At 65.1% G+C, this 23,154-nt stretch carries 17 protein-coding genes; 10 read left to right on the top strand and 7 right to left on the bottom strand.

The features are described from left to right. Window positions 1-55: 55 nt before the first annotated feature. The 3 genes from ACOGJC_RS06385 to ACOGJC_RS06375 all read left to right on the top strand — a co-directional run bounded on the left by ACOGJC_RS06385 (window position 56) and on the right by ACOGJC_RS06375 (window position 13,829). Window positions 56-12,754: a Calx-beta domain-containing protein gene (locus ACOGJC_RS06385; RefSeq protein WP_419847676.1), complete on the top strand. Its 12,699-nt coding sequence runs from the start codon at window positions 56-58 to the stop codon at window positions 12,752-12,754. 59 nt (window positions 12,755-12,813) lie between these two features. Then, window positions 12,814-13,296 (top strand): prepilin peptidase, encoded by a 483-nt coding sequence (locus ACOGJC_RS06380; protein ID WP_419847675.1) that lies wholly within the window; start codon window positions 12,814-12,816, stop codon window positions 13,294-13,296. Window positions 13,297-13,385: 89 nt separating this feature from the next. Next, a complete protein-coding gene (locus tag ACOGJC_RS06375) occupies window positions 13,386-13,829 on the top strand; it encodes a hypothetical protein (RefSeq protein WP_419847674.1) in 444 nt (147 codons plus the stop codon). A gap of 73 nt (window positions 13,830-13,902) precedes the next feature. Here the strand turns inward: ACOGJC_RS06375 and ACOGJC_RS06370 are convergent, their stop codons facing one another. Continuing rightward, entirely contained in the window at window positions 13,903-15,051 is a 1,149-nt protein-coding gene (locus tag ACOGJC_RS06370) for an ATP-binding protein (RefSeq protein WP_419847673.1), read from the bottom strand. Window positions 15,052-15,981: 930 nt separating this feature from the next. On the opposite strand from ACOGJC_RS06370, the gene ACOGJC_RS06365 reads away from it, so the two are divergent. Next, on the top strand, window positions 15,982-16,155 hold the full coding sequence (locus ACOGJC_RS06365; RefSeq protein WP_419847672.1) for a hypothetical protein: 174 nt from the start codon (window positions 15,982-15,984) through the stop codon (window positions 16,153-16,155). On the opposite strand, the gene ACOGJC_RS06360 is transcribed toward ACOGJC_RS06365, so the two are convergent. Further along, window positions 16,152-16,292, bottom strand: a complete 141-nt coding sequence (locus ACOGJC_RS06360; protein ID WP_419847671.1) for a hypothetical protein — start codon at window positions 16,290-16,292, stop codon at window positions 16,152-16,154. The genes ACOGJC_RS06365 and ACOGJC_RS06360 overlap by 4 nt on opposite strands. Window positions 16,293-16,820: 528 nt before the next feature. Between ACOGJC_RS06360 and ACOGJC_RS06355 the strand changes: the two genes are divergently transcribed. Further along, window positions 16,821-17,069, top strand: a complete 249-nt coding sequence (locus tag ACOGJC_RS06355) for a DUF2188 domain-containing protein (protein WP_419847670.1) — start codon at window positions 16,821-16,823, stop codon at window positions 17,067-17,069. A gap of 266 nt (window positions 17,070-17,335) precedes the next feature. On the opposite strand, the gene ACOGJC_RS06350 is transcribed toward ACOGJC_RS06355, so the two are convergent. From ACOGJC_RS06350 to ACOGJC_RS06340, 3 genes are all read right to left on the bottom strand, one after another. Then, window positions 17,336-17,764 (bottom strand): hypothetical protein, encoded by a 429-nt coding sequence (locus ACOGJC_RS06350; protein WP_419847669.1) that lies wholly within the window; start codon window positions 17,762-17,764, stop codon window positions 17,336-17,338. A gap of 17 nt (window positions 17,765-17,781) precedes the next feature. Then, window positions 17,782-18,141, bottom strand: a complete 360-nt coding sequence (locus ACOGJC_RS06345) for a hypothetical protein (RefSeq protein ID WP_419847668.1) — start codon at window positions 18,139-18,141, stop codon at window positions 17,782-17,784. A gap of 249 nt (window positions 18,142-18,390) precedes the next feature. Continuing rightward, complete coding sequence (locus ACOGJC_RS06340; RefSeq protein ID WP_419847667.1) at window positions 18,391-18,873, bottom strand: hypothetical protein; 483 nt, start codon at window positions 18,871-18,873, stop codon at window positions 18,391-18,393. 545 nt (window positions 18,874-19,418) lie between these two features. Here ACOGJC_RS06340 and ACOGJC_RS06335 point away from each other — a divergent pair. After that, window positions 19,419-19,838, top strand: a complete 420-nt coding sequence (locus ACOGJC_RS06335; protein ID WP_419847666.1) for a hypothetical protein — start codon at window positions 19,419-19,421, stop codon at window positions 19,836-19,838. Between the two features lie 213 nt (window positions 19,839-20,051). Here ACOGJC_RS06335 and ACOGJC_RS06330 read toward each other — a convergent pair whose 3' ends face one another. Further along, entirely contained in the window at window positions 20,052-20,582 is a 531-nt protein-coding gene (locus ACOGJC_RS06330; RefSeq protein ID WP_419847665.1) for a hypothetical protein, read from the bottom strand. A gap of 251 nt (window positions 20,583-20,833) precedes the next feature. Here ACOGJC_RS06330 and ACOGJC_RS06325 point away from each other — a divergent pair, with 251 nt between their 5' ends. After that, entirely contained in the window at window positions 20,834-21,355 is a 522-nt protein-coding gene (locus ACOGJC_RS06325; RefSeq protein ID WP_419847664.1) for a hypothetical protein, read from the top strand. 368 nt (window positions 21,356-21,723) lie between these two features. On the opposite strand, the gene ACOGJC_RS06320 is transcribed toward ACOGJC_RS06325, so the two are convergent. Further along, window positions 21,724-22,173 carry a hypothetical protein gene (locus ACOGJC_RS06320; protein ID WP_419847663.1) on the bottom strand — a complete coding sequence of 150 codons (450 nt, stop codon included), beginning with the start codon at window positions 22,171-22,173 and terminating at the stop codon, window positions 21,724-21,726. 119 nt (window positions 22,174-22,292) lie between these two features. Between ACOGJC_RS06320 and ACOGJC_RS06315 the strand changes: the two genes are divergently transcribed. The 3 genes from ACOGJC_RS06315 (at window position 22,293) to ACOGJC_RS06305 (ending at window position 23,152) form a co-directional block, all read left to right on the top strand. Next, complete coding sequence (locus ACOGJC_RS06315; protein ID WP_419848205.1) at window positions 22,293-22,646, top strand: hypothetical protein; 354 nt, start codon at window positions 22,293-22,295, stop codon at window positions 22,644-22,646. Window positions 22,647-22,745: 99 nt separating this feature from the next. Further along, the gene (locus ACOGJC_RS06310) at window positions 22,746-22,889 is read left to right on the top strand and encodes a hypothetical protein (RefSeq protein ID WP_419847662.1); all 144 of its coding nucleotides are present in this window, start codon (window positions 22,746-22,748) and stop codon (window positions 22,887-22,889) included. 5 nt (window positions 22,890-22,894) lie between these two features. Beyond that, complete coding sequence (locus tag ACOGJC_RS06305) at window positions 22,895-23,152, top strand: hypothetical protein (RefSeq protein ID WP_419847661.1); 258 nt, start codon at window positions 22,895-22,897, stop codon at window positions 23,150-23,152. Window positions 23,153-23,154: the final 2 nt, after the last annotated feature.

Below are 23,154 nucleotides of genomic sequence, written 5' to 3'. Positions count from 1 at the left end.
CAAACCCTTGGACGACACCTCGCGGCGTACTGCCTTCTGCGACTAAGCCGCGTCGATGCCCGAAGAAGAACAGCACCAGCCTGAGCACCGCGAACCCGGAGTTCGGGGTGGTTGGGGGGAGCGGGGGACGGCGCCCTTGGAGTTGGTGTTGTTGGCCTTGCCGCTGGTGTTGCTGGTGGTGTTCGTGTTGTGGGCCGGTCGGGGCGGCCGGGCTGGTTTGGTATCGGATTTAGCTGCTGGGGAGGCGGCGGTGGTGGCGTCGCTGTGCTGTGAGGACGGCGCAGAGGGTGAGGAGGAGCGCAATCAGGTGGTGGCCGACGTGTTGTCGGCTAGGCCCGGTCTGGGGTTCTTGTGCATCGGCGGTCCCCGGCCTTCTGCGCTGGAAGATGACGAGAAGTTTGTGGATGAGGCGTGGTTGGAGAGCTTCGATCCCGAGGTCCGCGGCGCAACCCGGGGGGTGGGCGCCGTGGGGGTGCGCTTCGAGTGCGAGACCGACGGGGCGGTGGCGCCGCTGCGAGGTTCGTTCCCCACCGTGAGCTTCTTCGGCCAAGCAGCCGAGGTAGTAGCCATCCCACCCCGCCCGGAGCTGAAGGTGGGCGAGGGCAGTGGGGATGAGGGGGATGCGGGCGATGCCGCTGACAAGGAGATCGAGTTCAAGTTCGAGCTCACCGGCCCGGCCGCCCAGGACGTACACATCTACTACTGGACCGCTGACGATCCCAGCCCCGGCGCCCACGGGGCCGCTGCCGACGTCGATTACGTCTCTATCCCTGAGGGGTCGGCGAAGCCCACGACGATCGCCGCGGGACAGGTCTCTGCGGTTGGCCGGGTGACCGTCAAGCGCGACGATGTATACGAGCACAACGAGACCTTCGAGCTGCATTGGTACATGCAGCCCCAGGAGCCTTGCTCCGCCGACCGGCCGGAGCTGTCGAACCTGGCGAAGACGGGCAACTTGCCCGCCGATTTCGATTGCAAGGACGATCCGGGCAATCCCGGCGGGCCCCAAGTGCCCGACGTGCCGGGTTTCGACCCGAAGAATTATTGGAAGGCCGAGCCGGCGGTCGGCACCATCTTGAACGACGACCCTGCCCCCACCCTCGTGGTGGACAACCCCAGGGAAAATGAAGGCGACCTGATGCCCTTCGTTGTCAGTCTTCAAGGGGACACCGAAGTCGAAGTCGTGGTCACCGTCGAGACCCAGGAACAAGGCTCCGGCGTCGGCGAAGCCACCTCCGGCGTCGACTACACCCCCATCGACTCCACCTCGCACAACCACAGGATCACCTTCCCCACCGGCACCACCAGCCGAACCGTCTCCGTCTCCACCCTCCCTGACAACGACGGCGAGCCGGACGAGACCTTCGAGCTCAAGGCCACCGCCCACGGCCACGCCAAAACGGGCACCCCTGACGGCAGCGGCCGGTACGTCGCCATCGGTGTGGGCACCATTTTGGACGACGAGCCGAGGATCTCCATCAAGCCCCCCGTTGCCCGAGCCGAAGAGGGCAACCCCCTGGTGTTCACCGTGTTGCTCGACCCCGCCCCGTCTTCGGGGCAACAGGTCACGGTCGATTACGGCGTCGGTGTGGGCACCTTCGAGCCGGCCGGCTTGCCCGCGGGCTGCACTTGGGGCAAGGCCGACGCAGACGACGACTACTCGGCCGACTACTCGGTAGATTCGCCGGGCACCCTCACCTTCAACCCCGGCCAGACGGCCAAGACCATCGAGGTGACAACCCGCGACGACCGCATCGACGAGCACTGCTGGGAGACGTTCGAGGTCAAGCTCTCCGACCCCAGCTCGAACTCCCACCTGGAGAACGCTTCGGCTGTGGGCATCATCGTGGACGACGACCCCAAGCCGACCCTGACGATCACCGGCCCACCCGGCCCGGTGGACGAGGGCGACCCGGCAGAGTTCACCGCCACGCTGATCGGGGCCACCATCTTCCCCGTCTCGTTCGATGTCAAAACCAGCGATGGCACTGCGATGCAGCCCGGCGACTATGAGCGGCTGACCAAGCGCATAACGATCCCCCCAGGGGGGCCACCGGAAACCATCCCGGTCCAGACGTGGAAGGACTGGTACGACGACCCGGACGAGACTTTCGACCTGGTTGTGGAAGGGCCCGTGCAAAATGCCGTTCGCGCTTCTGGCTCTGATCCCCTCACCGCCACCGCCACCATCCGCGACGCCACCCACGATGTGCGGGTCTTCAGCAACGTGCGGGCCGCGGAGGGCTCGCCGCTGGAATTCACCATCGAGTTGATACACGGCGACGCCGGCCCCATAGACAAGGCAGAGAACGTCTACTTCAAGTTGGACGTGCCCAACACCGCCGCCGCCGCCACCGACGGGGAAGACTTCAAGTACGAAGGCCCCGACTTTGTGACCTTCGTACCCGGCGAGACCCTGACGCACACCGTCGTGGTGCCAACCTTGTTCGACACCGAAGACGAGCCCGAGGAGATGCTGTTCCTCGATCTCGACACCGCCCGTCTCCCGGTCGGGTTCGCGAGCTCAAATCCCAGGGGCGTCGGCACCATCACGATCGTCGACCCGCCCAAGCTCAGCGTCCGGAATGACCCAAGGGCCGATGAGGGCAGTGATCTCGTGTTCACCGTCGAGATCGACAAGCTGCCGCCGAGCCCCTGGCTGACCAGCTTCACCGTGTACACCTGGGCTTTGACGGCCACCGGCGGCGGCGTCGGGGACTGCGGCGACGGGGACTACCACGGCGATATCGAGGGTGCCGGCCGCACCATCAACTTCATTGACGGGCAGAAAGAGGACACCGTCACGGTCAAGACGTGTACCGATGCCTACCCGGAGCCCGACGAGAGATTCCTGCTTCGGTTAGCCGACCCCGCGTACGCCCTCATCGACAACGACAAAGGCGTCGGCATCGGCACCATCCAAGACGTCTTGCCCAGGGTGGTCTTCGTGACAGACGCCGACGCGGTCGCCGGCGACGAGGTGGGCTTCGAGGTCCGGCTCACCCGCCGGGCCGTCGAGAAGTTCACGGTGTACTACTGGACCGAGCCGAAAGCCGGCCCGGCCACCGCCCGGGCCACCGCCGAGGGCGCCGTCGGCGGCGACTACAGCGACGCCAACGAGGGAGAGGTCAACCGGGGCCAGATCACGTTCGAGGTCGGCGATGTGAGCAAGATCGCCAAGGTCAAAACGTGGCCCGACGACGAGCTGTCCGACGAGGTGTTCCAGCTCGAGATAGCACTGGACCCAGGGGCCCCCGTGGTCCTCGGCGATCACATCGCGGAGGGCAAGATCAAGCCGCGCTACAGCCTCTTGGGGATCGCCAGCGCCGGTGCCGAAGAGGGCCAAGACATGGTGTTCAACGTGACCCGCCGGGGCCGCACCGACCAGCGCTCCGAGGTGAGCTGGTCTACCAAAGACCTGGCCGCCGGGGAACACCGTGCCGAGAGCGGGGACTCGTGCGGCGACGCCTGCGACTACACCGCCGCGTCGGGCACCCTCATCTTCGAGAAGGACGACACCGCCCCGAAGACCATCACCGTGGAAACCCACGAAGACCTTCTTGACGAGTGGCCCAGCGAGCAGTTCCTGGTGAGGCTGCACAGCCCGGTCAACGCTGCTTTGGGGGCGTCGGCTGCGGTGGGCGCCATCAACGAGAAATGCGCCAACCCCGCCGACCCGTCATCGGAGCCGCCGAAGATCATCGTCAACGACCAGGAGGTGGACGAGGGGGCCGGCCAGGCCACCGTGGCCTTCGAGGTCTTCCCCGCGGTGTGCCCGGATTCTCCCGCCGAGGCGAACTACTCCGTCGGCCTGCCCGTCGGCCTTCCCGCCGGCCAGTCCGCCGCCGACGACGGCTCGGACTACATCTCCTACGGCGGCACCGTGCCGGTTCGGGGGAACCGCGTCTTGATCGACGTGGCGGTGCTCGACGACAACCTCGATGAGGACGACGAGGCGTTCGGGGTCGCCTTCTTGAGCTGGGCCGACCCCGCCCACTGGACCGGAGCAGCGGTTGCCGCGGAGGTCACCATCTTGGACGACGACGGCGAGCCCTCGGTGAGCGTGTACCCCGCGTCGGCGGTGGAGGGCCAGCCGGTGCGGTTCTCAGTGCGCCTGGACGGGCCCAGCGGGCAGAAGGTGAGCGTCCCGTACCACACGACAACGAGGAGCACGGCGACGCGCCCAGCCCATGCGCCAAACGACTACACGGAGATACCGGAGTCGCACCTCGCAACGCTGGACTTCGACCCCGGCGACACCGAGAAGTTCGTCGAAGTCGTCACCTTTGACGACCGCAGAGACGAGGGCGACGAGGAGTTCCTGGTGGTGCTGGGCACCCCCGACGGCGCCTCGGTGGTTGACGGCAGCGCCACCGGGACCATCGTCGACCGCACCCAGCCCGGCCTGTCGATCACGTCGAACTACGAGACCACTGCGACCAAGGCGTCCGAGGACAACGAGGAGGTGTTCACCGTCACCTTGGACGAGGCCGGCGACGACGCGGTGACCGTCGAGTACGAAACCGTGGCGCTCTCCGGCGACGGTACGGCCACCAAGGACACCGACTACACCCACACCACGGGCACGCTCACCTTCGCGGCGAACGACAACGACCCGCAGACCATCACCGTGGCCATCCTCGACGACACCGACCCCGAGGGCGACGAGCGGTTCCTGGTGAGGCTGTTTGACCCCAAAAACGCGGTGATCGGCGACGCGGTGGCGGCGACGGTGATCGCGGGCCAGTGCGCCGACCCGGCCGACGACGACCACGCGCCGCCGGAGCTGAGCGTGGCCGACGCGTCGATCGACGAGGACCACCCGACGGGGACCATGGCCTTCGCGCTGACCATCGACCGGCCGCTGTGCTCGCCGACGGCGATCAGCGTCTCGCTCACCCACACCGACACCGACGACGCCGACTTCGGCGGGACCCCCGCGGCGGCGGCGTACCCCGACGGGGTGACCGCGTGGGTGTACCAGGGCATCGCGGTGGCCGACGACGACCTGCCCGAGGAAACCGAGACGTTCGAGGTTTCCGCCTCCTGGGCCGCCGGACCGCAGACCTGGCAGGACGCGGCGGCGGCCACCGCGACGGGCACCATCGAAGACGACGACAACAAGGCGGCCATCTCCATCGCCCACGCCGTGGGCGCCGAGGGCACCACCCTCAGCTTCCCGGTGACGCTCAACCGGGCCGCCCGACAGCCAGTGGAGGTGGGCTACGAGGCCATAAAGAACAACAGCCCGGGGGCCCAGCCCGCCGAGCCGGGAGATGACTTCACCGCGGTGCCGGGCACGCTGACCATCCCCGCGGGCGCCGTCAGCGGGGCCATCGAGGTGCCCGCCCTCCGAGACGAAGACGACGGCGAGCCCGACGAGACGTTCCTGGTGCAACTGAGGGACCCGAGCAGCCACGCCGAGATCGGCGTGCGCACCGCGGTGGGCACCATCACCGACGTGCCCACCCCGAAGCTCTCGGTGTCGAACGCCGAGGCCGACGAGGGGCAGATCCTGGAGTTCCAGGTGACCTTGGACACCGAGGGCGCCGAGCCGGTCAAGGTGGAGTACACCACCGTCGAGCGCTCCGTCGGCAACGCCGCCACCGCAGGGGTGGACTTCCTGGCGACGTCGGGCACGCTCACCTTCGCCCCCGGCGAGACCCTCAAGACGGTGCTGGTCGCCGCGCTGGCCGACGACGAGCCCAACGAGGGCGACGAGACCCTCCAGCTCAGGCTGGCCAACCCGGCCAATGCCGACCTCGGCGACCCCACCGGCCTCGGCGTGATCCACAACCTCGGCGAGCCCGCCATCTCGGTGGCCGACAGCCGCGCCGACGAGGGCCAAAGCGTCGTGTTCAAGATATCGCTGAGCAACCGGGCCAACCAGGACATCACCGTGAGCTACGCCGCCGCTTCCCGCTTCACCGCCGGCGACGTGGCCGCCACCCCGGGAGACGACTACAACGCGGTCACCGGAACCGCCATCATCGCGGCCGGCGCCACCGAGGCCTACGTCGCGGTGGCCACCGTCGACGACCGCCTCGACGAGTACGAAGAGGGGTTCGCGCTCACCCTCACGCTGCGAGACGGCGACTACGGCACCCTCGACGACGCCAGCGCCACGGCCACCATCGAAGACAACGACGACGAGCCCGAGTTGGCGGTGGCCGACGCGTTGGCCCTCGAGGATGCGGGCACCATCGCGGCGACCGTTTCGCTGGACGCGCCCAGCGGACGCACCGTGGCCGTGGACTACGTCATCGCATCCGACACCGCCACCTTGGGCGAAGACTACGAAGCCGCCGAGGGCGTGCCGCTGTCCGGGACGCTGGCCATCCCCGCCGGGCGCCGCTCGGCTTCGCTGGCCGTCGTGCTCACCGACGACGAGGAGGAAGAGCGCGCCGAGACGCTCACCGTGTCGCTGTCGAACCCGCGCAACGCCACCCTCGACGCCGCCGACGCCGCCGCCACCCTCACCATCATCGACAACGAGGGGCCGCCCACCATCTACCTCGACCCCCACCCCGACGGGTCGCGCGAGGGCCAGCCCGCGCAGATCACCCTGCGCCTCAGCGTGCCCAGCCCGAACCAGGTGAGGGTGCGCTATTACACCAGCCCCTCCGGATACAACACCCCCGGCCACGCCACCCGAGGCGACGACTACACGAGGGTGGGGTTCACCGACCTGACGCTCCCGCCCGGCGTGACCGAGAGAATCCTTCAGACCGCCACCGTCGACGACAACGACCCCGAGCCCGACGAGACCTTCGACTGGGTGATCATCAGCCCGAGAAATGCGCAGCTCCCCCGGTCCACCGGCGCACACCGGGGGAGGTCGCTCATCGTCGACGACGACGCCAAGCCCCTGGTGAGGGTGGACGACGCCCGCGCCGAAGAGGGCGGGCGGGCCGAGTTCACCATCAGGCTGTCGGCTCCCGCCTCCGACACCGTCACCGTGGCCTACCGCACCGAGGTGGACGCCTTCGCCGGCCCCGCGGCGGCCACCCCCGGCCAGGACTTCACCAACACGTCGGGCACCGCCACCTTCAACACCGGCGACCAGACCGCCACCGTGCAGGTCGCGCTGCCCGACGACGCCATCGACGAGGGCGCCGAGACGTTCTGGCTGCGCCTCGACGCCGAGACCGCGGTGGGCGCCGACGTCGCCGACGCGCTCGCCATCGGCACCATCGCCGACAACGACCCCCAACCCGCCCTCTCGATATCAGACGCCGCCGCCGCCGAGGGCGGCGCCGTGTGGTTTGTCGTGGCGCTCAGCGAGCCCAGCGGACGCGCCGTCACCGTCCGATACGCCCCCCAGCCCGACACCGCCGCGCCCCCCGACCGGCAGGCCATCCCCGTGGACGACTACGACCCCGCGGCCAAGACGCTCGTCATCCCCGCCGGCACCACCCTCGCGGCCGCCGAGGTGGACGTCTACGACGACCAGATCACCGAATACCGGGAGACGTTCCTCGTGCGCCTCTACAACCCCAGCCACGCCACCATCACCGAGGCCACCGCACGGGGAACCATCACCGACAGAACCGGTCTGCCCCAAGCCGCCATCGCCGACGCCGAAGCCTCCGAGAACGCAGGCTCGATCGCGGTACCCGTCACCCTCAGCCACCCCAGCGCCCAAACCGTGACCTTCGACTACACCGCCCGAACCGCCGAAACCGACACCGCCACCGTTGGCATCGACTACACCGCCCGAACCGGCACCCTCGAAATCCCCCCCGGCCAGACCACCGCCACCGTCGACATCCCCATCACAGACGACGACACCACCGAACCCGACGAGACCTTCACGGTGGAACTCCGCAACCCCCAACGAGCCACCCTCATCGAACACCAGGCCACCGCCACCATCATCGACGACGACGGCCTTCCCCGCATCTCCATCGCCGACGCCCAAGCCGCCGAAGACGACGGCGCCATAACGCTCACCGTCGCGCTCAGCCACCCCAGCGACGACACCGTCACCGTGGATTACACCACCTTCGACAACACCGCCACCCAACCCGACGACTACACCGCCAAAGCCGGCACCCTCACCTTCGGCGCCGGAACCACCACCGCCACCATCACCATCCCCATCAGCGACGACCTCATCAACGAGGCCGACGAGACCATCACCGTCCGCCTGCTCAACCCCACCGGCGCCACCATCCGCCCAACCCGAGCCGCGGCCGCCGCCACCATCGCCGACAACGACCCCACACCCGTGATCCGCCTCCTGCCCGCCGCCGCCCAAGAGGGCCAACCCCTCCAATTCACCGCCATCCTCGACGCCCCCTCAGGACTCATCGCCCAAGCCCGATACACCACCCAAACCACCGGAACCGGCCCCGGCCACGCCATCTCGAACATCGACTACACCCCCGCCCGAGGCACCATCACAATCCCCCCCGGCGACACCACCGCCACCATTTCCGTAACCACCCTCACCGACGTCCGAACCGAAACCCCCGAAACCCTCCAACTCGCCCTCACCGACCCCCAAGACACCACCCTGCACCCCACCAGCCACACCGCCGCGGGCACCATCCACGACAACGCACCCCCCACGATCACCATCGACAGCGCATCCGCCCTCGAAGGCAGCCCCATCACCTTCACCATCCAGCTCGACAGAGCGGCCCCAACCAACGTGTTGGTGGAATTCGAGGTCAAGCCGTTGGATGCAACCCAAGACTTGGACTACACCGTGCCCGCTTTCACCCGGGTGACCATCGGTGCCGGGCAGACCTTTGCAACCTTGGCGATCCCCACCGTGGCCGACGATGTCATCGAGGTCGACGAGACGTTTCTGGTGCGCCTGACCTCCGTCATCAGCGGCTTCGCGGCGATCCAAACCGGTGGCGCGGAAGGCACGATCTTGGAGAACGCCCTGGCGCCCTCTTTGTCGGTGAACGATCCCGGCGCCGCCGAGGGCAACAGGGTGAGCTTCACGGTGACCTTGACCCGGGACGACAACACGGCCGACACCGAGGTCAGCGTTGCGTACCGCACCGAGCCCCTGACCGCCTCCGAGGGCACCGACTACGCCGCCGCAACCGACCGGCTGGTCTTCCCGGCCTCTGGGACCACCCAGCGGCGCACCGTGCGGGTTGCCACCCTGCAAGACGAGCTTCCCGAAGGCTCCGAGATGTTCCAACTGGTGCTCCACAGCCCCCGGGGCCAGGCGCAAATCGAAGACCCCCTCGGGTTGGCCACCATCTTCGACGACGAATCCGAGCCCACCTTGTCGATTGACGCCGCCGAGGCCGACGAGGGCATGCCGCTGGTGTTCGCCGCCACCCTCAACTCGCCCAGCGGGCGCCGGATCACCGCCGACTACCGCACCCGCGGCGTCACCGCCGCCGACGGCGTCGACTACCTGACCACCACCGGCGCCTTTGTGTTCCCTCCCGGCACCACCCGCCAAACCTTCATCGTGGCCACCCTGCCCGACCGCCTCGTCGAAGAAGACGAGACCCTCGAGGTGGTCCTCAGCAACATCGTCGGGGCAACCCCCGGCTCAAACGGCGCCGGCACCATCATCGACGCGACAAGACCCGCCATCCGAGTGGCCGACGACGCCGCCGCCGAGGGCGACCCCTTAGAGTTCGTCGTCACCCTCAACCGCCAGCACGACACCGCCGTCACCGTGGACTACGCCACCGCCAGCAGCGGCACCAACCCCGCCACTGCCAGCAGCGACTACACCCCGGCCAGCGGCACCGTCACCTTCCCGCCCGGCACCACCCGCCGAACCGTCGCCGTGGCCACCCTCTCCGACCAAGACGACGAAACCGACGAGACCCTCACCCTCACGCTCTCCAACCCGACCGGCACCGCCAGAATCCTCGACGGCACCGCCACCGGCACCATCCACAACGCAGCCCGTCCGGTGATCACCGTCAACAGCCCCCTTCAGGCCGAAGGAGAGGAAATAACCTTCATCCTGCGCCTCAGCCGACCCGCCACCGAAGCCATCACCGTTGACTACACCACCGCCGACGGCACCGCCACCGGCGGCACAGGACTGCCCCGATCGGGTGAAGCAGGCTGGAACGACGTCGACTACCAGAACGCATCCGGCACATTGACGTTTGCCCCGGGCACAACCAGCCGGGCGGTGAAAGTCATGCTCGCCCCGGATTACATCGACGAATCAACCGAGACGTTCTATCTGGAGCTCGACAATGCCGTCAACGCCACCCTCCCCACCGCAAACTACCGGGCCACCGCCACAATTCTCGACACCACGCCCTTGCCCCGGTTCACCTTTGAAGAGGCTACGAGCCTTGACGAAGAAACCGGCCTGTCGGTGAACGACATCAGCATCTCTCCGATAAGCGACCGGACCGTGACGGTGGACTGGACTGTTAGCGAAGCGCGCCAGCAAGAGCTGAATCCGGCGACAGCCGGGGTGGACTTCGTGGCGGGCTCGGGCACGCTCACCTTCCCCCCGGGAACCAGCCGCAGACCCATCAACGTCACCATGATCGACGACGACATCTACGAGGGCACCGAGTATTACCGGATTGCCTTGTCCAACTCCGTCAACGCGTTCCTCCCCTTCACCGGCACCGACAACCAGGTCGTGAAGCAGCAGTTCATCACCGACGACGAGTCGGTCATCTTCTCCTTTGCCGACGCGGCCGCCGCTGAGGACGAAGACGTGGTCTTCACCGTCCAGCGATCAGGTCGGAACCTCAATGCGGTAGGCGTCCGATACGAGACAGTCGACGGATCTGCCAAAGCAGGCACCGACTACGTGGCGAACTCGGGAACGCTCATCTTTGCCGAAGACGAGAGCGCCGCAGAGATCAAAGTGGAAACCATCGGCGATTCCGAGAGTGAATCGCGTGAGTCGTTCACCGTGCGCCTGACCCCTTTGGCCACCAGCCCGACGGCCATCGGCATCCTCGACAACGAGGCCACCGGCACCATCATCGACACCTCCCTGCCGCTCATATCTCTGACAGGGCTGGGGAACATAGACCAGCAGTATGGCTTGTTCGGCGCCGAGGGGACCTTCTACCGCTTTGAGGTGCTCCTGAGCAGCGCGAGCGGCGAGCCGGTGACCGGGTCTCTCGAATTGGTGGACAACACCGCAACGTTCCATACCTCGCGCCACTTGAGCGACTACGCCTTCAATCATCAATTGCTCGGCGGAGACCTCCGGCGTACCACCCCCTTTGAGTTCGATCCCGAGAATGCACTCCCCAAGCCCTACTCCATCTGGCTTGAAAACGACCCAACTGACGAGCCCAACGAGACGTTCCAAATACGGCTCACCGGCGTGGTGGGCGCAGAGATGGGCGCGCAAGACTCCCTCACCGTGACGATTCGAGACGGCGATCCGCCGCCGGAGATTCAGATATCCGACGCGGCCATCGCCGAGGGGAAACCGGCGAAGTTGACCGTTGAGCTGCAACCGCCAGCCGGTCAAGGCCGGCTCATCACCGCTTTCCCGGTCGAGGTGGACTACGCCACCGTTGATGGGATGGCGGAGGCGGGCACCCACTACACCGCCACATCGGGGACGCTGGTGTTCACCCCGGGCGAGGTCCGAAAGACGATCGAGGTGCCCACCGTTGCCGACGGTGTGTTCTCGGGCGACCGGGTTTTCCAGGTGATGTTGAGCGATCCGGTGAACGCCACGATCGGGCGGGCGATTGGCCGGGTCAGGATGATCGAAGACGATTGTATTGATCCGACGGCGGCCGGTTTTGTTCCGCCGACGCTGGGGATTTCGTCGGCCAGCGCGGAGGAAGGCGACGTGCTGTCGTTCGAAGTTTCGGTGGACAAGCAGTTTTGCAGCGATGTGGCTGCGGCGGTGTCGCTGTCGGTGGCGCTGGACGACGCGAGCTCAGACGATGTGAACACGCCGTCGGCGACGGTGGGCTTCAAGGCCGGTGAGACCAGGGTGATGTATATGGGGGTGAGGACTTTTGAGGACAGCCTCGACGAGCCCGACGAGAAGGTGGAGACCACTGCTTCGTGGCATCCGTCGCTCAACTTGGGGGCGACCTATTCGGCCTTGTCGGTGAAGGCCACCGGGACCATCCGAGACGATGATCCCGCGCCGATGCTGGAGGTTCTCGACGCTACCGCCGCGGAGGCGGCCAATTTGGTGTTCATCGTCACCCTCGACGCGCCCAGCGGCAAGCAGGTCACCGTGGACTACGAGATCCCCCGGGGGGTGGGCACCGCAACGGTGGTCGACGACTACACCGCGGTGTCGGGCACGCTCACCTTCGCGCCCGGCCAGACCACCAAGCAGGTGGTGGTGCGGTCGGCCGCCGACGCCCTCGACGAGCACGACGAGGTCTTCCAGCTCAAGCTGGCCAACCCCACCAACGCCACCATCGCCGACGGGATCGCGGTGGGCACCATCGAAGACGACGACCCCCTGCCGGTGGTCTCGATCGCCCACAAGGCAGCCGACGAGGACGACGGGCTGCAACTGACCATCACCCTGTCCGCCGTCAGCGGACGCGACGTGACCGTGGTGTATGCCACCGCCGACGACGACCGCGACGGCGCCACCCCGGCCACCGCCGACGACTACAAGGCCGAGACCGCCACCGCCAGAATCACCGCCGGCAACAGAACCACCACCATCGACATCGAAGTGAACGCCGACAACACCCCCGAAGATGACGAGACTCTCTTCGTAAAACTCCTCGACGCCACCCACGCCACCGTCCACGCCACCAACCACACCGCCACCGCCACGATCACAAACGACGACTAACCCCCGCTAACCCCCGCCGTTGAGGCCTTGCCCGCGCCCGGATGTGCCAGCATGGCTCGGTGATTGCCGATGGCCTGGTGCTGGCTGCCGTGGGAGTGTGGGCGGCGATGGGGGTGTGGGTGTCGGTCACCGACCTGCGCGACGCCATCATTCCCCGCCGGGTGTGCTGGGTGGGCGGGGGAGCGGTGGCCGCGCTGTTGGCCGCCGCCGCCGGGGTGGCCGGCGACCCGCTCCGGCTGGGGTGGGCCGCCGCCGCAGCCGCCTCGGTGGGTCTGGTCTTGGAGGTGGTGTATCGCCGATGGCCCGGCAAGATCGGCTTCGGCGATGTGCGCCTCATCATCGTCAACAGCCTGTTGGCCGGTTGGTGGGGCCTGCCCTGGGCCTGGTGGGCCCTGTGCGCCGGCGCGCTGGCCGAGTGGCCCGTAGCCATTGCCGCCATAATCCGCCACGGCCGCACCGCCCAAGTCCGCTGGGCCCCCGGCCTAGTAATAGGCACCGCCGCCATAGTCACCTGGCAACTCTGGACCCAAGGCCCCACCTAAACCCGACCCCCCATGGACAACATTCCGCTTGACTCGGATGTCCCCAATGTGTGCAACATTGCGTAGCTAAACCAACCTGAGGAGGAACTATGGACGACGTTTGGGCTCTGACGGTCATGACCGGCATTTTGGGGGTGGCGATCTTCCTTATGTCGTTCTACAAGGAATGGAAATGGAAGAAGGAGCGAAAAGAATGGGAGTTGAAGGACCTCATCGCAGAGTCGCTTCAAGACTGGCCCGTTGAGAGTGCTCTCAATGACTGGTTCGAAACCGCTGTCAGCGAAGGGCGCGCCAAATACCCGCTCAATGACTGGTTCGAAACCGCTGTCAGCGAAGGGCGCGCCAAATACACGCTCGAAGACTGGCTGAAAGCCGAAATAGACAAAGGGTCTGTCAAGTACACACTCGAAGACTGGCTGAAGACCGCCCTGACCGATTGGCAGGTCAGAGAGGTACTGAAGAAGCAAATCGGCGAGATCGTCGAAGCCGAAGTCCGCAGGCAGCTCCTAGACGCCAAACTCAAGGCCGCCTAGCCAACCAATCAGAGCAGCCAAGCTGCCAAGCAGGAGCAGAAGCCACCCGATCCGCCGCCGCAACCAGGTGGGGTCATTGGGGCGGTTGGGCTTCGCCCTGGCTGTCGAGGGTGTCGTCGAGCGTGAGGATCCATTCGCGTGTGGAGGGGTGGGTAAAGGAGATCTGGCCTTTTCCTGCGGCGGTGATGACTCCTGATCGGAGCAAGCGCTGGCGGTAGACGCCGGCGTAACTCACGGTGACTCCGAGCCGGTGGGCGACATCGGATAACTTCGAGGTGCCGAGGTCTTGAGTCATCGCGATCAGGAAATTGCGATCCACTTGGGATAGGTCTTTCCATGTGGGCCAAAGCACGAGGCGGCCGATCCGCCGTTCGGCCTCGTCGATGCCGGTCGATACGTTCGCATCGGTGATTTCCGTCATCGGGTTCTCGGCTGCCTTCCAGCTGTGGAATCCGACGAGTTGCACCATGAAGGGATAGCCGGCAGTTGCGGCCACGGCGGTGCTGAGCCCCTCAGCAGAGATTTCGGCACCGAGTCCTTGGATCGGTTTGGCGATCGCCGCTTGGGTTGCTGCGGGTGTGAGGCGGCCGATCTCGTGGATGGAGCAGCGTTGCAGGAATGTCGCGGCGTCGCCGGAGAGGAGGCCGTCTTCGACGCTGGGCAGTGCGGCGCCGACGAAGGCGACCGGGCGTTGTTCGCGGCGGGTCACGTGCTGCAAGATGCTTCCGACCTCCCGGACCTCGTCGATGTCTCCGCCTTGGAGTTCGTCCAGGGTGATCAGCAGCCCAGTCTCGTGTTCGCTCAACCGATCGCCGAGTGCAGCCAGTGCGGCACGCAGGTCCAAGGGGCGGCGATCGGCATCTTGGTGCTCGACGGTGACGCCCAGGCTGGCTGCTTGCAGTCCGGTGACCCGCCATCCGCCCTGGCTGTCGCCGGTTGCGTCCAGCAGTTCGGCGGCTCGGCGGAGAAGGCGATCCGGCAGCCTGGCCGGAAAGGCGGTCTCCGCTATGGTCAGCCAGCCTCGGGAGCGGGCAAGCTCCTCGATGGCTTCGAGCATGACGGTCTTTCCGGTGCCTCGGGCGCCGATGAGCAGGGCCGAGTAGTCCGGGTGGGTGGGGCCGGTGTCGAGGGCGTCCTCTATTGCCTCTAGGACGTCGTCTCGGCCCGCCAACTCGGGGGGAGAAGCGCCGAACGTGGGGGAGAATGGATTCCCGTTGGCCACGACCTCAGCCTACCCGGACAGGCCGCTTTTGTTTCTTTTAGTGTTTTTGCAGCCTTTAGTGTTGGGACGCTCTCGCGGCCGCCAAGAACCGGGAGCTGATTGAGAAGTGCCACTTGGAGACGGTCGCCCGCGGTGGGGCTAGGTATAAGTAGTGATAAAGTGAGAAATAGTTAAAAAGTGATAAGAAGTTAAAGGCAGGGAGTCAGCGTGGCGACCGACAATCCGTTTCTGCCGACGTTTGGAACGTCGCCGCTGCTTTGCCTGAGATCGACGAGACGCTGCTAGCTGACCGGGGACGGCACCGGACTTCTGCTCATCGTCGACGAACTACAGGCCGTCGAGCTCGCTGAGGCCACCGACTTGGCTGTGGCAGAGTTCGCTTCACCCACCAATCCCTGCGCCCCTGGCTCCGCTCCCAGCAGTAACTCTCAGCACTCAGACACGATCCGTGATCACCCAGCCGGAAACCGCCCATCGGCCACGGCTGCCAGCATCGGGCAGGTCCGGGAGCGCCTGGCCCGCATCGAGGGGCGCTTGGAGATTCGCCCGACGCCGCCGCCCGACGACACCACCGCCGAGGCGGCCTGGTCCTTTCGCCGACAGCAAACCCGCGGAGGTTCCAGAAGAAGCCCTGTCTCAGACAGGCGAAGCTGACAGTCCTCGTCAACTCAGGTAGGGTTCAGATATGGAGACAGGCACACCTGCACCTGGAACCGGCATTTACCGCGACCTTTACAGCGGCTGTGAAGCTCACGTTCAGCAAGGGGCACTACTTCCTCCAGGCCCCGGCAACGCCAATGCCAAATGGTTCCTCGTCCACGCTCTCGACGACAGTTGGATGCTTGCCGGGTGACCTACCAGCACCCGCCGGGGTTTGAGGTTCCGAACCCCCGCCACAACGACCCCCTAACCTCAGAGTACGTACAAAAAATGGTGCGTCAGATCATCGGTGTAGTGGACGGGCTTGTCGATCCCATCAAGAACTCCGATATCGACGCTGACGACAAAGTCGCCTTGCTCAATTACCATCTGCTGAACGCGACTCTCGTCTTCCACCAGTGCGTTGCTAACCGCTACTACGACCTAGAGGCCGAAGAACCCTAAACCCCGCCGCCCGACGACACCACTGCCAACGCGCACCCCGGCCAGCCGAACAAAAACTTGAACGACTGTCTGGGCGAGGCGGAAGCCACATCTTCGAGGGTCAGCGGCACCTGGGGCTTCCTTTTGTTCTCGCGCATCGGGTCACACTAGCGACGTGTCCGGCCTTGACGGTGCGGTCGGTTGGAGGGGGTGTTCCGGCTTTGGGTGGTGAGTTTGTGGGGCCCGTGTTTTGGGGCGTTAGGGCAGGTCGCCTGGGGAGGGGGTTTGGTGGAGGTTGATGCGATCACGTTGGGCGCTTTGGTCCCGTGAGCATCCCGCTCTCTGGCCGGACACCTCAAATGAGAGGTGTCCATGTCGTAGATGGAGAAAGACAGGTCGCCGAGCAGACTGTTCGTCCTGGCTTCACAAACCCGCTCGGGGCTTGGGGCCAACTGGGTGGATTGGCCCCAATTTTGCGTAGGCCGCCTGACTCCCACAAACCGGGACCAACTAACAGGTGACACATCAAGCGGGCCAAACCCAGGGGATCACGCCATCCTGATTGTCGCCAATAGCGTTTGACGGACAGTGCAGCCGGTCAAGCTGTCATTGGGTGCCGGTAGGATCACAGGACTGTAGTTTGAAGCCTTGCTGGAAGTGCTAGCAGGCAGCGAAGGGAGCAGTCGATGAACAGTGTGGAATGGGCCATGAGCAAGAAGCCAGAGGTCCACACCGTCAAGCATGGCGGCGGCTGGGCCAACCGCAGAGCGGGGTCAGACAGGGTGAGCAAGGTCTACCCGACGAAGAAGGAAGCCCAGCAGGCAGGCCGCGCCACCGCACGGCGTGAGAGCACCGAGCACGTCATCCACAATAAGGACGGCAAGATCAGCGAGAAGAACAGCTACGGCAACGACCCCCACCCGCCTATAGGGTGAACAGTGACCAACAACCTCCGTCAGTTTTAGAGCTAGGGGGGCCTGGCGGTGAAACTTCTGCGGTCACAAACTCCACCACGTCCGTGTCGCTCAGGTTGGGGTGGGTTTGCAACAGGTCAGCTCGGCACCAAGTTTGGCGCCGGTTGACATGCTTAGGAGAGGTTTAACCGGAATCCTCTGCCGGATAGATGCAGCTGCCGTCATGGCCAAGAGGAACGAACAGAGCTTGCAGTTGCTGGAGATATGGGTGCCGTCCCTGTGTCGGGTTACAGGCCGCTGCGCAGCTCCGACTCCTGGAAGACGCGCACCTTGGCGTCCGTACCGTCGACAACGTCGTCCCAGCCGCCGACATAGTGCCCCTGGTGGACGTGGACCCGCCCGCCGTGGCGGATCGCGGGAGCGAGCATACCCGCCGCCAACAGCGAAATCCTGTGCGACGCCATCAAACGGGCGGCGTCCGCAGTGTAAGGCCGCGGGTCCAGCACCCGCAGCACGTCAGCCGGCGGGCTCAACGCCGCTTCCAGCGCACCTTCAAACGCCGCTCGAGACAGGCTTCCCGTCGTTGAGCTGCTCATCAGCGCCCGCAGAAGACGCGCATGGCTCAACCATGTGATCGTTGGCACCTCGCCACCCCAGTGGGGAGTGTGCCAGCCCTCCAAGGCCTTCAACGCCAAACGGTCGTCGACAATCTGCAAAACAACAACGCCGACGGCTACGAAAGCTCGTCGTCTTCAGCCGTCCCGTAGCTGAATACCGGGTCATCGGCGAAAAGCCGGTCGCACAGATCGCCGTACTCCTCGCCCACCCTCGCGAACACCTGGCGGGTGGACTCGTCAATCTCCTCAGTGGGCACTAGGCCCTCCGCGTCCTTCTTGCTGGTAGACACAAAGACCACAACCCGCTTCACGCTCTCCACGTCGAAAGCAGCCGGCATTCTCGTGAACGAGATCTCCACCTCGCTGTCCAACGAGTGGAACAACATCCTGGTGTCCCGGCGCAACAATCGCCGCCAAAGCAGCAAGCGGCGACTCTTTGGATCAATCCGAATTGCCTTGGCTGGCCTGGTCTCCACAAATCCACCCTACCCGAAGCCACAACCAGTCACCCCGCCGCTGAAGCCAGCCGCAGCCCCGCTGGGTGTGCTGGATGGGCGGGGGCGCGGTGGCCGGGTGGTGGGGCCTTCCCTGGGCCCGGTGAGCCCTGTGCGCCGGCTCGACAAAACAGACCAACAAGCCAAAAGATGCAACCCTTTGCCAGTGCCATAATCGAGGGCGCTTCCTGGCAGGGAAGCGGACACCCTCTCGGGGCGGTTGTCGCCTCCTCAGCGGGCCTCGTCAGTGGGCAGCTCCCTGCCGAGCTGCTCTGCCAAGCGTGTGAACAGGTCTGCTTTGCCCACCTGGCGTCCCGGCAGCTGCCCGCTGTCGGCGAGGTCGGCGAGCTCCCTCATGGCGGCCTTCTCGTCTTCCGACAGGGGAGCGGGGTACACCTCACGCGCCCAGGGGTACTTGCTGTAGTCGGAATACTTGCCGTGCCATTCAACATTGCCCTCAGCGTGTTTGATTGCCTCCTCCGCCAGCTGCCTGTTGGTCACGCTGCCGATGTAATCGCCCATGTCCGATTCCTCGGGGAACGCGAGCTCAAGGTCGGTGAACACGAAAACCAGCTCCTCCCAGCCGATGAACTCGGGCAGGACATCCATCCAATCCCGCCCCGAGCGCTCGGCTTCGAGCTTCGCTTCCTCCAGACGGTTCTCCAGGTCGCGGAAACTCTCGTTGGTCATGCCGCCAGCATCAACTTCGTCCACCCGTATCCCCCCGCTCCGAGACTGCGGCGTTCATCGTATTCGGAGCACTACTTCGCGGTCTCAATCCCGTATCGATCAGCGACCGACTTGGACAACCGGCCGCTAGTCGGGGTCTCGAACTGCCTCTCTAAGACTGACGGAGGTAGTTGACAGTCCAGCTGGGTGGTTGGCCGGGCGATCCCCCTCAGCCGGTGGGGAGCCTGCGGAACTTAATCTTGTCGTTCGCCAACGACTTGGCGGTGGCGGCGAAAAGGTGGTCAGGCCGAAGAATGGACAGGCCGGACCACGTGGGCTCTAGCTGCGGGCCGAATGGTTAGGCAGGTGACTTTTCTTCCCGGCAAGAAAGGTCAAGACCTCTGGGAATCGAAATGGCCCCAAGACAGCCCCACCGAGACGATGGGAAGCGAGCACAGCAGCCCAGGTGCCGACCATCTGGAAGAGGAGTCGGCACCGTTGGGTTGTGCCGGCGAATCTTCGGCTGGGAGCGGAATAGACTGAAATATATTATGGTTGCGTCGTCAGGGGGTGGGGTGTAGGGTGGGTCTATGGAGGTTGATGCGGTCACTTTGGGCGATTTGGTCCCGATTTTGGCCACTGTGCTGGGGTCGATGCTGGTGTTTGCGGCTGCGCTGATGCGCTATCAGCACGTCGACAGCACGAAGACCCGCGACCTCATCGACCAGACGAGCAAAGAGAACCGCGAGCTCATCAAGGAGAACCGGGAGCTCATCGAGAAGAAGAGCGACGAGAACCGCGAGCTCATCAAAGAGAAGAGCGACGAGAACCGCGAGCTCATCAAGGAGAACCGGGAGCTGGTGGACAGGAACCGGGACTTGATCGAGAAGTACCACATGGAGACGGCTGCCAGCATCGGGGAGGTCCGGGAGCGCCTGGCCCGCATCGAGGGGCGCCTGGAGGTTAGCCCGCCCCCGCCGCCCGACGACACCACCGCCGAGGCGGCCTGAACCTTTCGCCCGCAGCCGCCAAGAGCGGGCCGGGGCGGTTGGGCGGTTGCTAGGATTCAGCGCATGGACTTTTTGGCCAATGTGATTACCGCTGCCATCGGCGTGGCGATTCTTTGGTTCGTCTTCATCCCCCTCACCGTCCATATAGTCCTCAGCCCGCTGGGCATCTGACCGAGCACAATTCCCGGCTTGTCCGTGCGCTGAGTCCCTTGGTCAACCCTCGAAGACAGCGCCTTCTCCTTCGGCCTCACTGTGAGCCTCTTTTTCTAGGGCGAGCAGGCGCCACAGCATCACCAACGACGCTCCTAGAACCGCTCCCAGGAACATGTAGGCGATTCCCACTACAGGAAGCCGCCCGGGCGTTTCGGGCGGGATTGACAGTGCGGTCAGTGCGAAGACGAAATATCCAACCGTCAGCGCCACATACACCAGAGACAGGCCGACTTGGAGCGCGAATGTGCTGCGGTCTTCGCGGCTGTCTTGGAATGCGCTCCTGGCTGCTGCGCTGAACACCAAGGTGGCTGATGCTGCCAGCACGGCAACTGGGGTCATCGCCGCGCTCAGCACTCCGTTCACCTGCTCAGGCCAGCGCCATTCTGCCCAAAGGCCTCCGACGACGCCGGCCACCGCCAACGCGCCCCCCAGCCGGCCGACCAAAAACTTGAACAACTCTCTGGGCGAGGCGGAAGCCACATCCTCGAGGGTCAGCGGCACCTGGGGTTTCTTCTTCTTGTTCTCGCGCATCGGGTCACACTAGCGACGAGGCTGGCCTCGGCGGTGCGGTGGGGTGGTTGGTTGGAGGGGGTGATTTGGCTTTGGGGGGTGTGCTGGTGGGGGTGGTGGGTTTGGGGCATGAGGGCAGGTTGTTGGGGTCGAGGGGTGGGGGGTGTGCTGGGGGTGGGTTTGGGGGGTTTTGGGCGGCGGGGGCGCGGGGCGGGAGGCCGATCTGACGGCTTTATTAATATCCAGTGTCGATTTTGTGTTAACAGGGTCGCGTGAATGAGAATCTGTCCGTGAATAAAAAAGTTTCAATGAACATCCGCGCGTCAGAAGGACAGGAGCGCCGTCGGCGCCGGTTCCGCCGAGATGACGAGAGCGGTCTCACCACCCTGGAATGGCTCCTCATCGTCGCCGCCGTCGCCGGCCTCGCCGCCCTCGCGGTCGTGCTGGTCACACAGGTCGTCGAAGACACCTCAGAGCAAATCAGCGGCAACAATGCTCGCCAAACCGCTGCCCAACTCGCCGCCGCTGACGTTAATCGTCTAGCTCTCGAGACAGTGCCGAGCGGAAGTGATGTTCCCGTCGACTCCGAAGCTAAATGGGACTCCCTTAGACGTCGCTTTCAGGGTCGATGCCAGCAATTGGGGATAATTTACAGCGACATTGAAGGCCTTACTTCAACATGGAATCAATTGCCTCACAACAATGCTTTTACCCAGGCACGGTGGGCGACATCCCTAGCCGCGGCGGACACCTCTGGAATTACTGACCACGGTTGCGTAATCGCCGTCCCCTAATGCCTTCGCCCCCTTGGGCGTATTGATACATACCGGCGTGACGAAGAGCGGCCTCACCACCTTGGAGTGGCCGCTCTTCGTCACCGCCGTTGTTGGCCTAGCCCCCTGAGCCGTCGTCTTGGCGGCAGGCGTGGCTGCAGACACCTCCGAGCAGGTCGGCGGATCCAATGTCCGCTTGGCTCCCTTCGCCATTCGTACGCCATTAGAGCCGACAACTCCGAGCGGTGCTGCCACCGGACCACCAATCGGCCCGGGGAGTGAATTGGACATTCCTGCCCACCGGAGCAGGACCATCGATCGTCTCGTAGGCATCCGGCTGCAACCGGGTGCTGCCGTAGCCCATTGCCGGGCAGCTCAGATGTTCACCCCTATTGCACCATGCAGTTGGCTTGGGCCATTGAGGCGGTTGGGGCTGCGTTGTGGGCGGCTCGGGCGGGAGCGATGGTGAATCTGGTGCCACCGGCGGTGGGGCCGTTGAATTCGCTGGCGGCCACGGTTATGCGCTCGTCGGCGATGGTGACCTCGATGAGGCGGCACTTGGTGCTGAAGTGGTGCTCCCATTCGTCCCAGGTGGCGAAGTCGTCCGCCGTGGCCTCTTTGGCCCTGTCCACCACGTTGGCGGCTTGGAGCTCGGCTGTGGTCTTGCGGGGGTTGGGGGCGGCGAATCGTTCGCCGGTCTCGCCCACGAACTGGTACACCAGCACCACCGCCAAAGCGGCCAGCCCGGCCACCGCGGCGGTGATCAGCATCCACGACAGCGTGGTCAAGCCCTCCTCGCCCCGGCGGCGAAGGCCGCGCTGTCCTCTGTCTTGGCGCATTCTCATCAAATGATAAACCCGGAATATCAACGCAAGTGGGAAACCTTGGCGTTGTCTGGCGTATACCCGTCAATTGACAAACCGGGTATGTCAACGCAAGCGGGAAACCTTGGCGTTGTCTGGCGCATACTCGGGTACTCCTGTCGGGCACCCAACGCCGACAGGTTGAGCACCACGTTGTTCTAGCACACCGACAACCCGCAATAGCCAATGCTCCGCCCACCGCCATTGACGCCGGCTGGTATCACTCGTGCGCCATCAGCACCGACAGCGCCGTCGTCTGCTGGGGCCTGAACATCGACGGCCAGTCGGACGCGCCCGACGGCACCTACACCACCGTCGACGCCGGGGCCCGCCACTCGTGCGCCATCGCAGTCGACCGCTCCGTGCGGTGCTGGCACTGGACCACCAACCTCCCCCTAGGCGTGGACTGGAGAGGCATCTTCACCGGCGAATACGTCCCCGTCGTCTAACCCCCCAAAGCCAACTCACCCCCCACCACCGCCAGCGCAAAGAGAGAAAGACAGCATATTTCGTTGCTTTTCCATTTGCCGTCCGGTAGACATGGCTCCATGTTGGATCGCACCAAGCCCGTCACCCCCAACGAGGCCGACGCTGACTCCGACGACGACTGGGTCGACGACTGGACCAACTACGTGCCCGACCCCATCGTCATCTCCGAGGACCGCCGACAGGAGCTAAGAGAAGAAGCGTGATAGGTGTGGCGATTGCCCAGCTAGTCGTAAGCAGCCTCAGCCTTTTGGTGATCGCCACGGCATTGGGGCTGGCGTTCAGAAGCGCAGGTGCTGCGAAGCACCAGTTCATCCAGACACTGGGGAGGTTCGATCAAATGATCGCCCTGCTAGAGCAAACAACGCTCGGCTGGCAGGACAGGGTGCGCGTAGTCAACCTAGACAAGCCCCTTGCCGAGGATGAGTCGCCGAGTACACTCGAAAATGACGGGGATGCCGATGTTTAGGC

The organism is Candidatus Poriferisocius sp., assembly GCF_965204015.1.
GTDB lineage: Bacteria > Actinomycetota > Acidimicrobiia > Acidimicrobiales > Bin134 > Poriferisocius.
This window is presented reverse-complemented; position numbering and strand designations above follow the sequence as displayed.

Coding starts and splice junctions, on each gene's coding strand:
- ACOGJC_RS06385 (WP_419847676.1), top strand. CDS start 56: ATGCCCGAAGAAGAACAGCACCAGCCTGAGCACCGCGAACCCGGAGTT.
- ACOGJC_RS06375 (WP_419847674.1), top strand. CDS start 13,386: ATGGACGACGTTTGGGCTCTGACGGTCATGACCGGCATTTTGGGGGTG.
- ACOGJC_RS06365 (WP_419847672.1), top strand. CDS start 15,982: ATGGTGCGTCAGATCATCGGTGTAGTGGACGGGCTTGTCGATCCCATC.
- ACOGJC_RS06360 (WP_419847671.1), bottom strand. CDS start 16,292: ATGCGCGAGAACAAAAGGAAGCCCCAGGTGCCGCTGACCCTCGAAGAT.
- ACOGJC_RS06355 (WP_419847670.1), top strand. CDS start 16,821: ATGAACAGTGTGGAATGGGCCATGAGCAAGAAGCCAGAGGTCCACACC.
- ACOGJC_RS06335 (WP_419847666.1), top strand. CDS start 19,419: ATGGAGGTTGATGCGGTCACTTTGGGCGATTTGGTCCCGATTTTGGCC.
- ACOGJC_RS06330 (WP_419847665.1), bottom strand. CDS start 20,582: ATGCGCGAGAACAAGAAGAAGAAACCCCAGGTGCCGCTGACCCTCGAG.
- ACOGJC_RS06320 (WP_419847663.1), bottom strand. CDS start 22,173: ATGCGCCAAGACAGAGGACAGCGCGGCCTTCGCCGCCGGGGCGAGGAG.
- ACOGJC_RS06310 (WP_419847662.1), top strand. CDS start 22,746: ATGTTGGATCGCACCAAGCCCGTCACCCCCAACGAGGCCGACGCTGAC.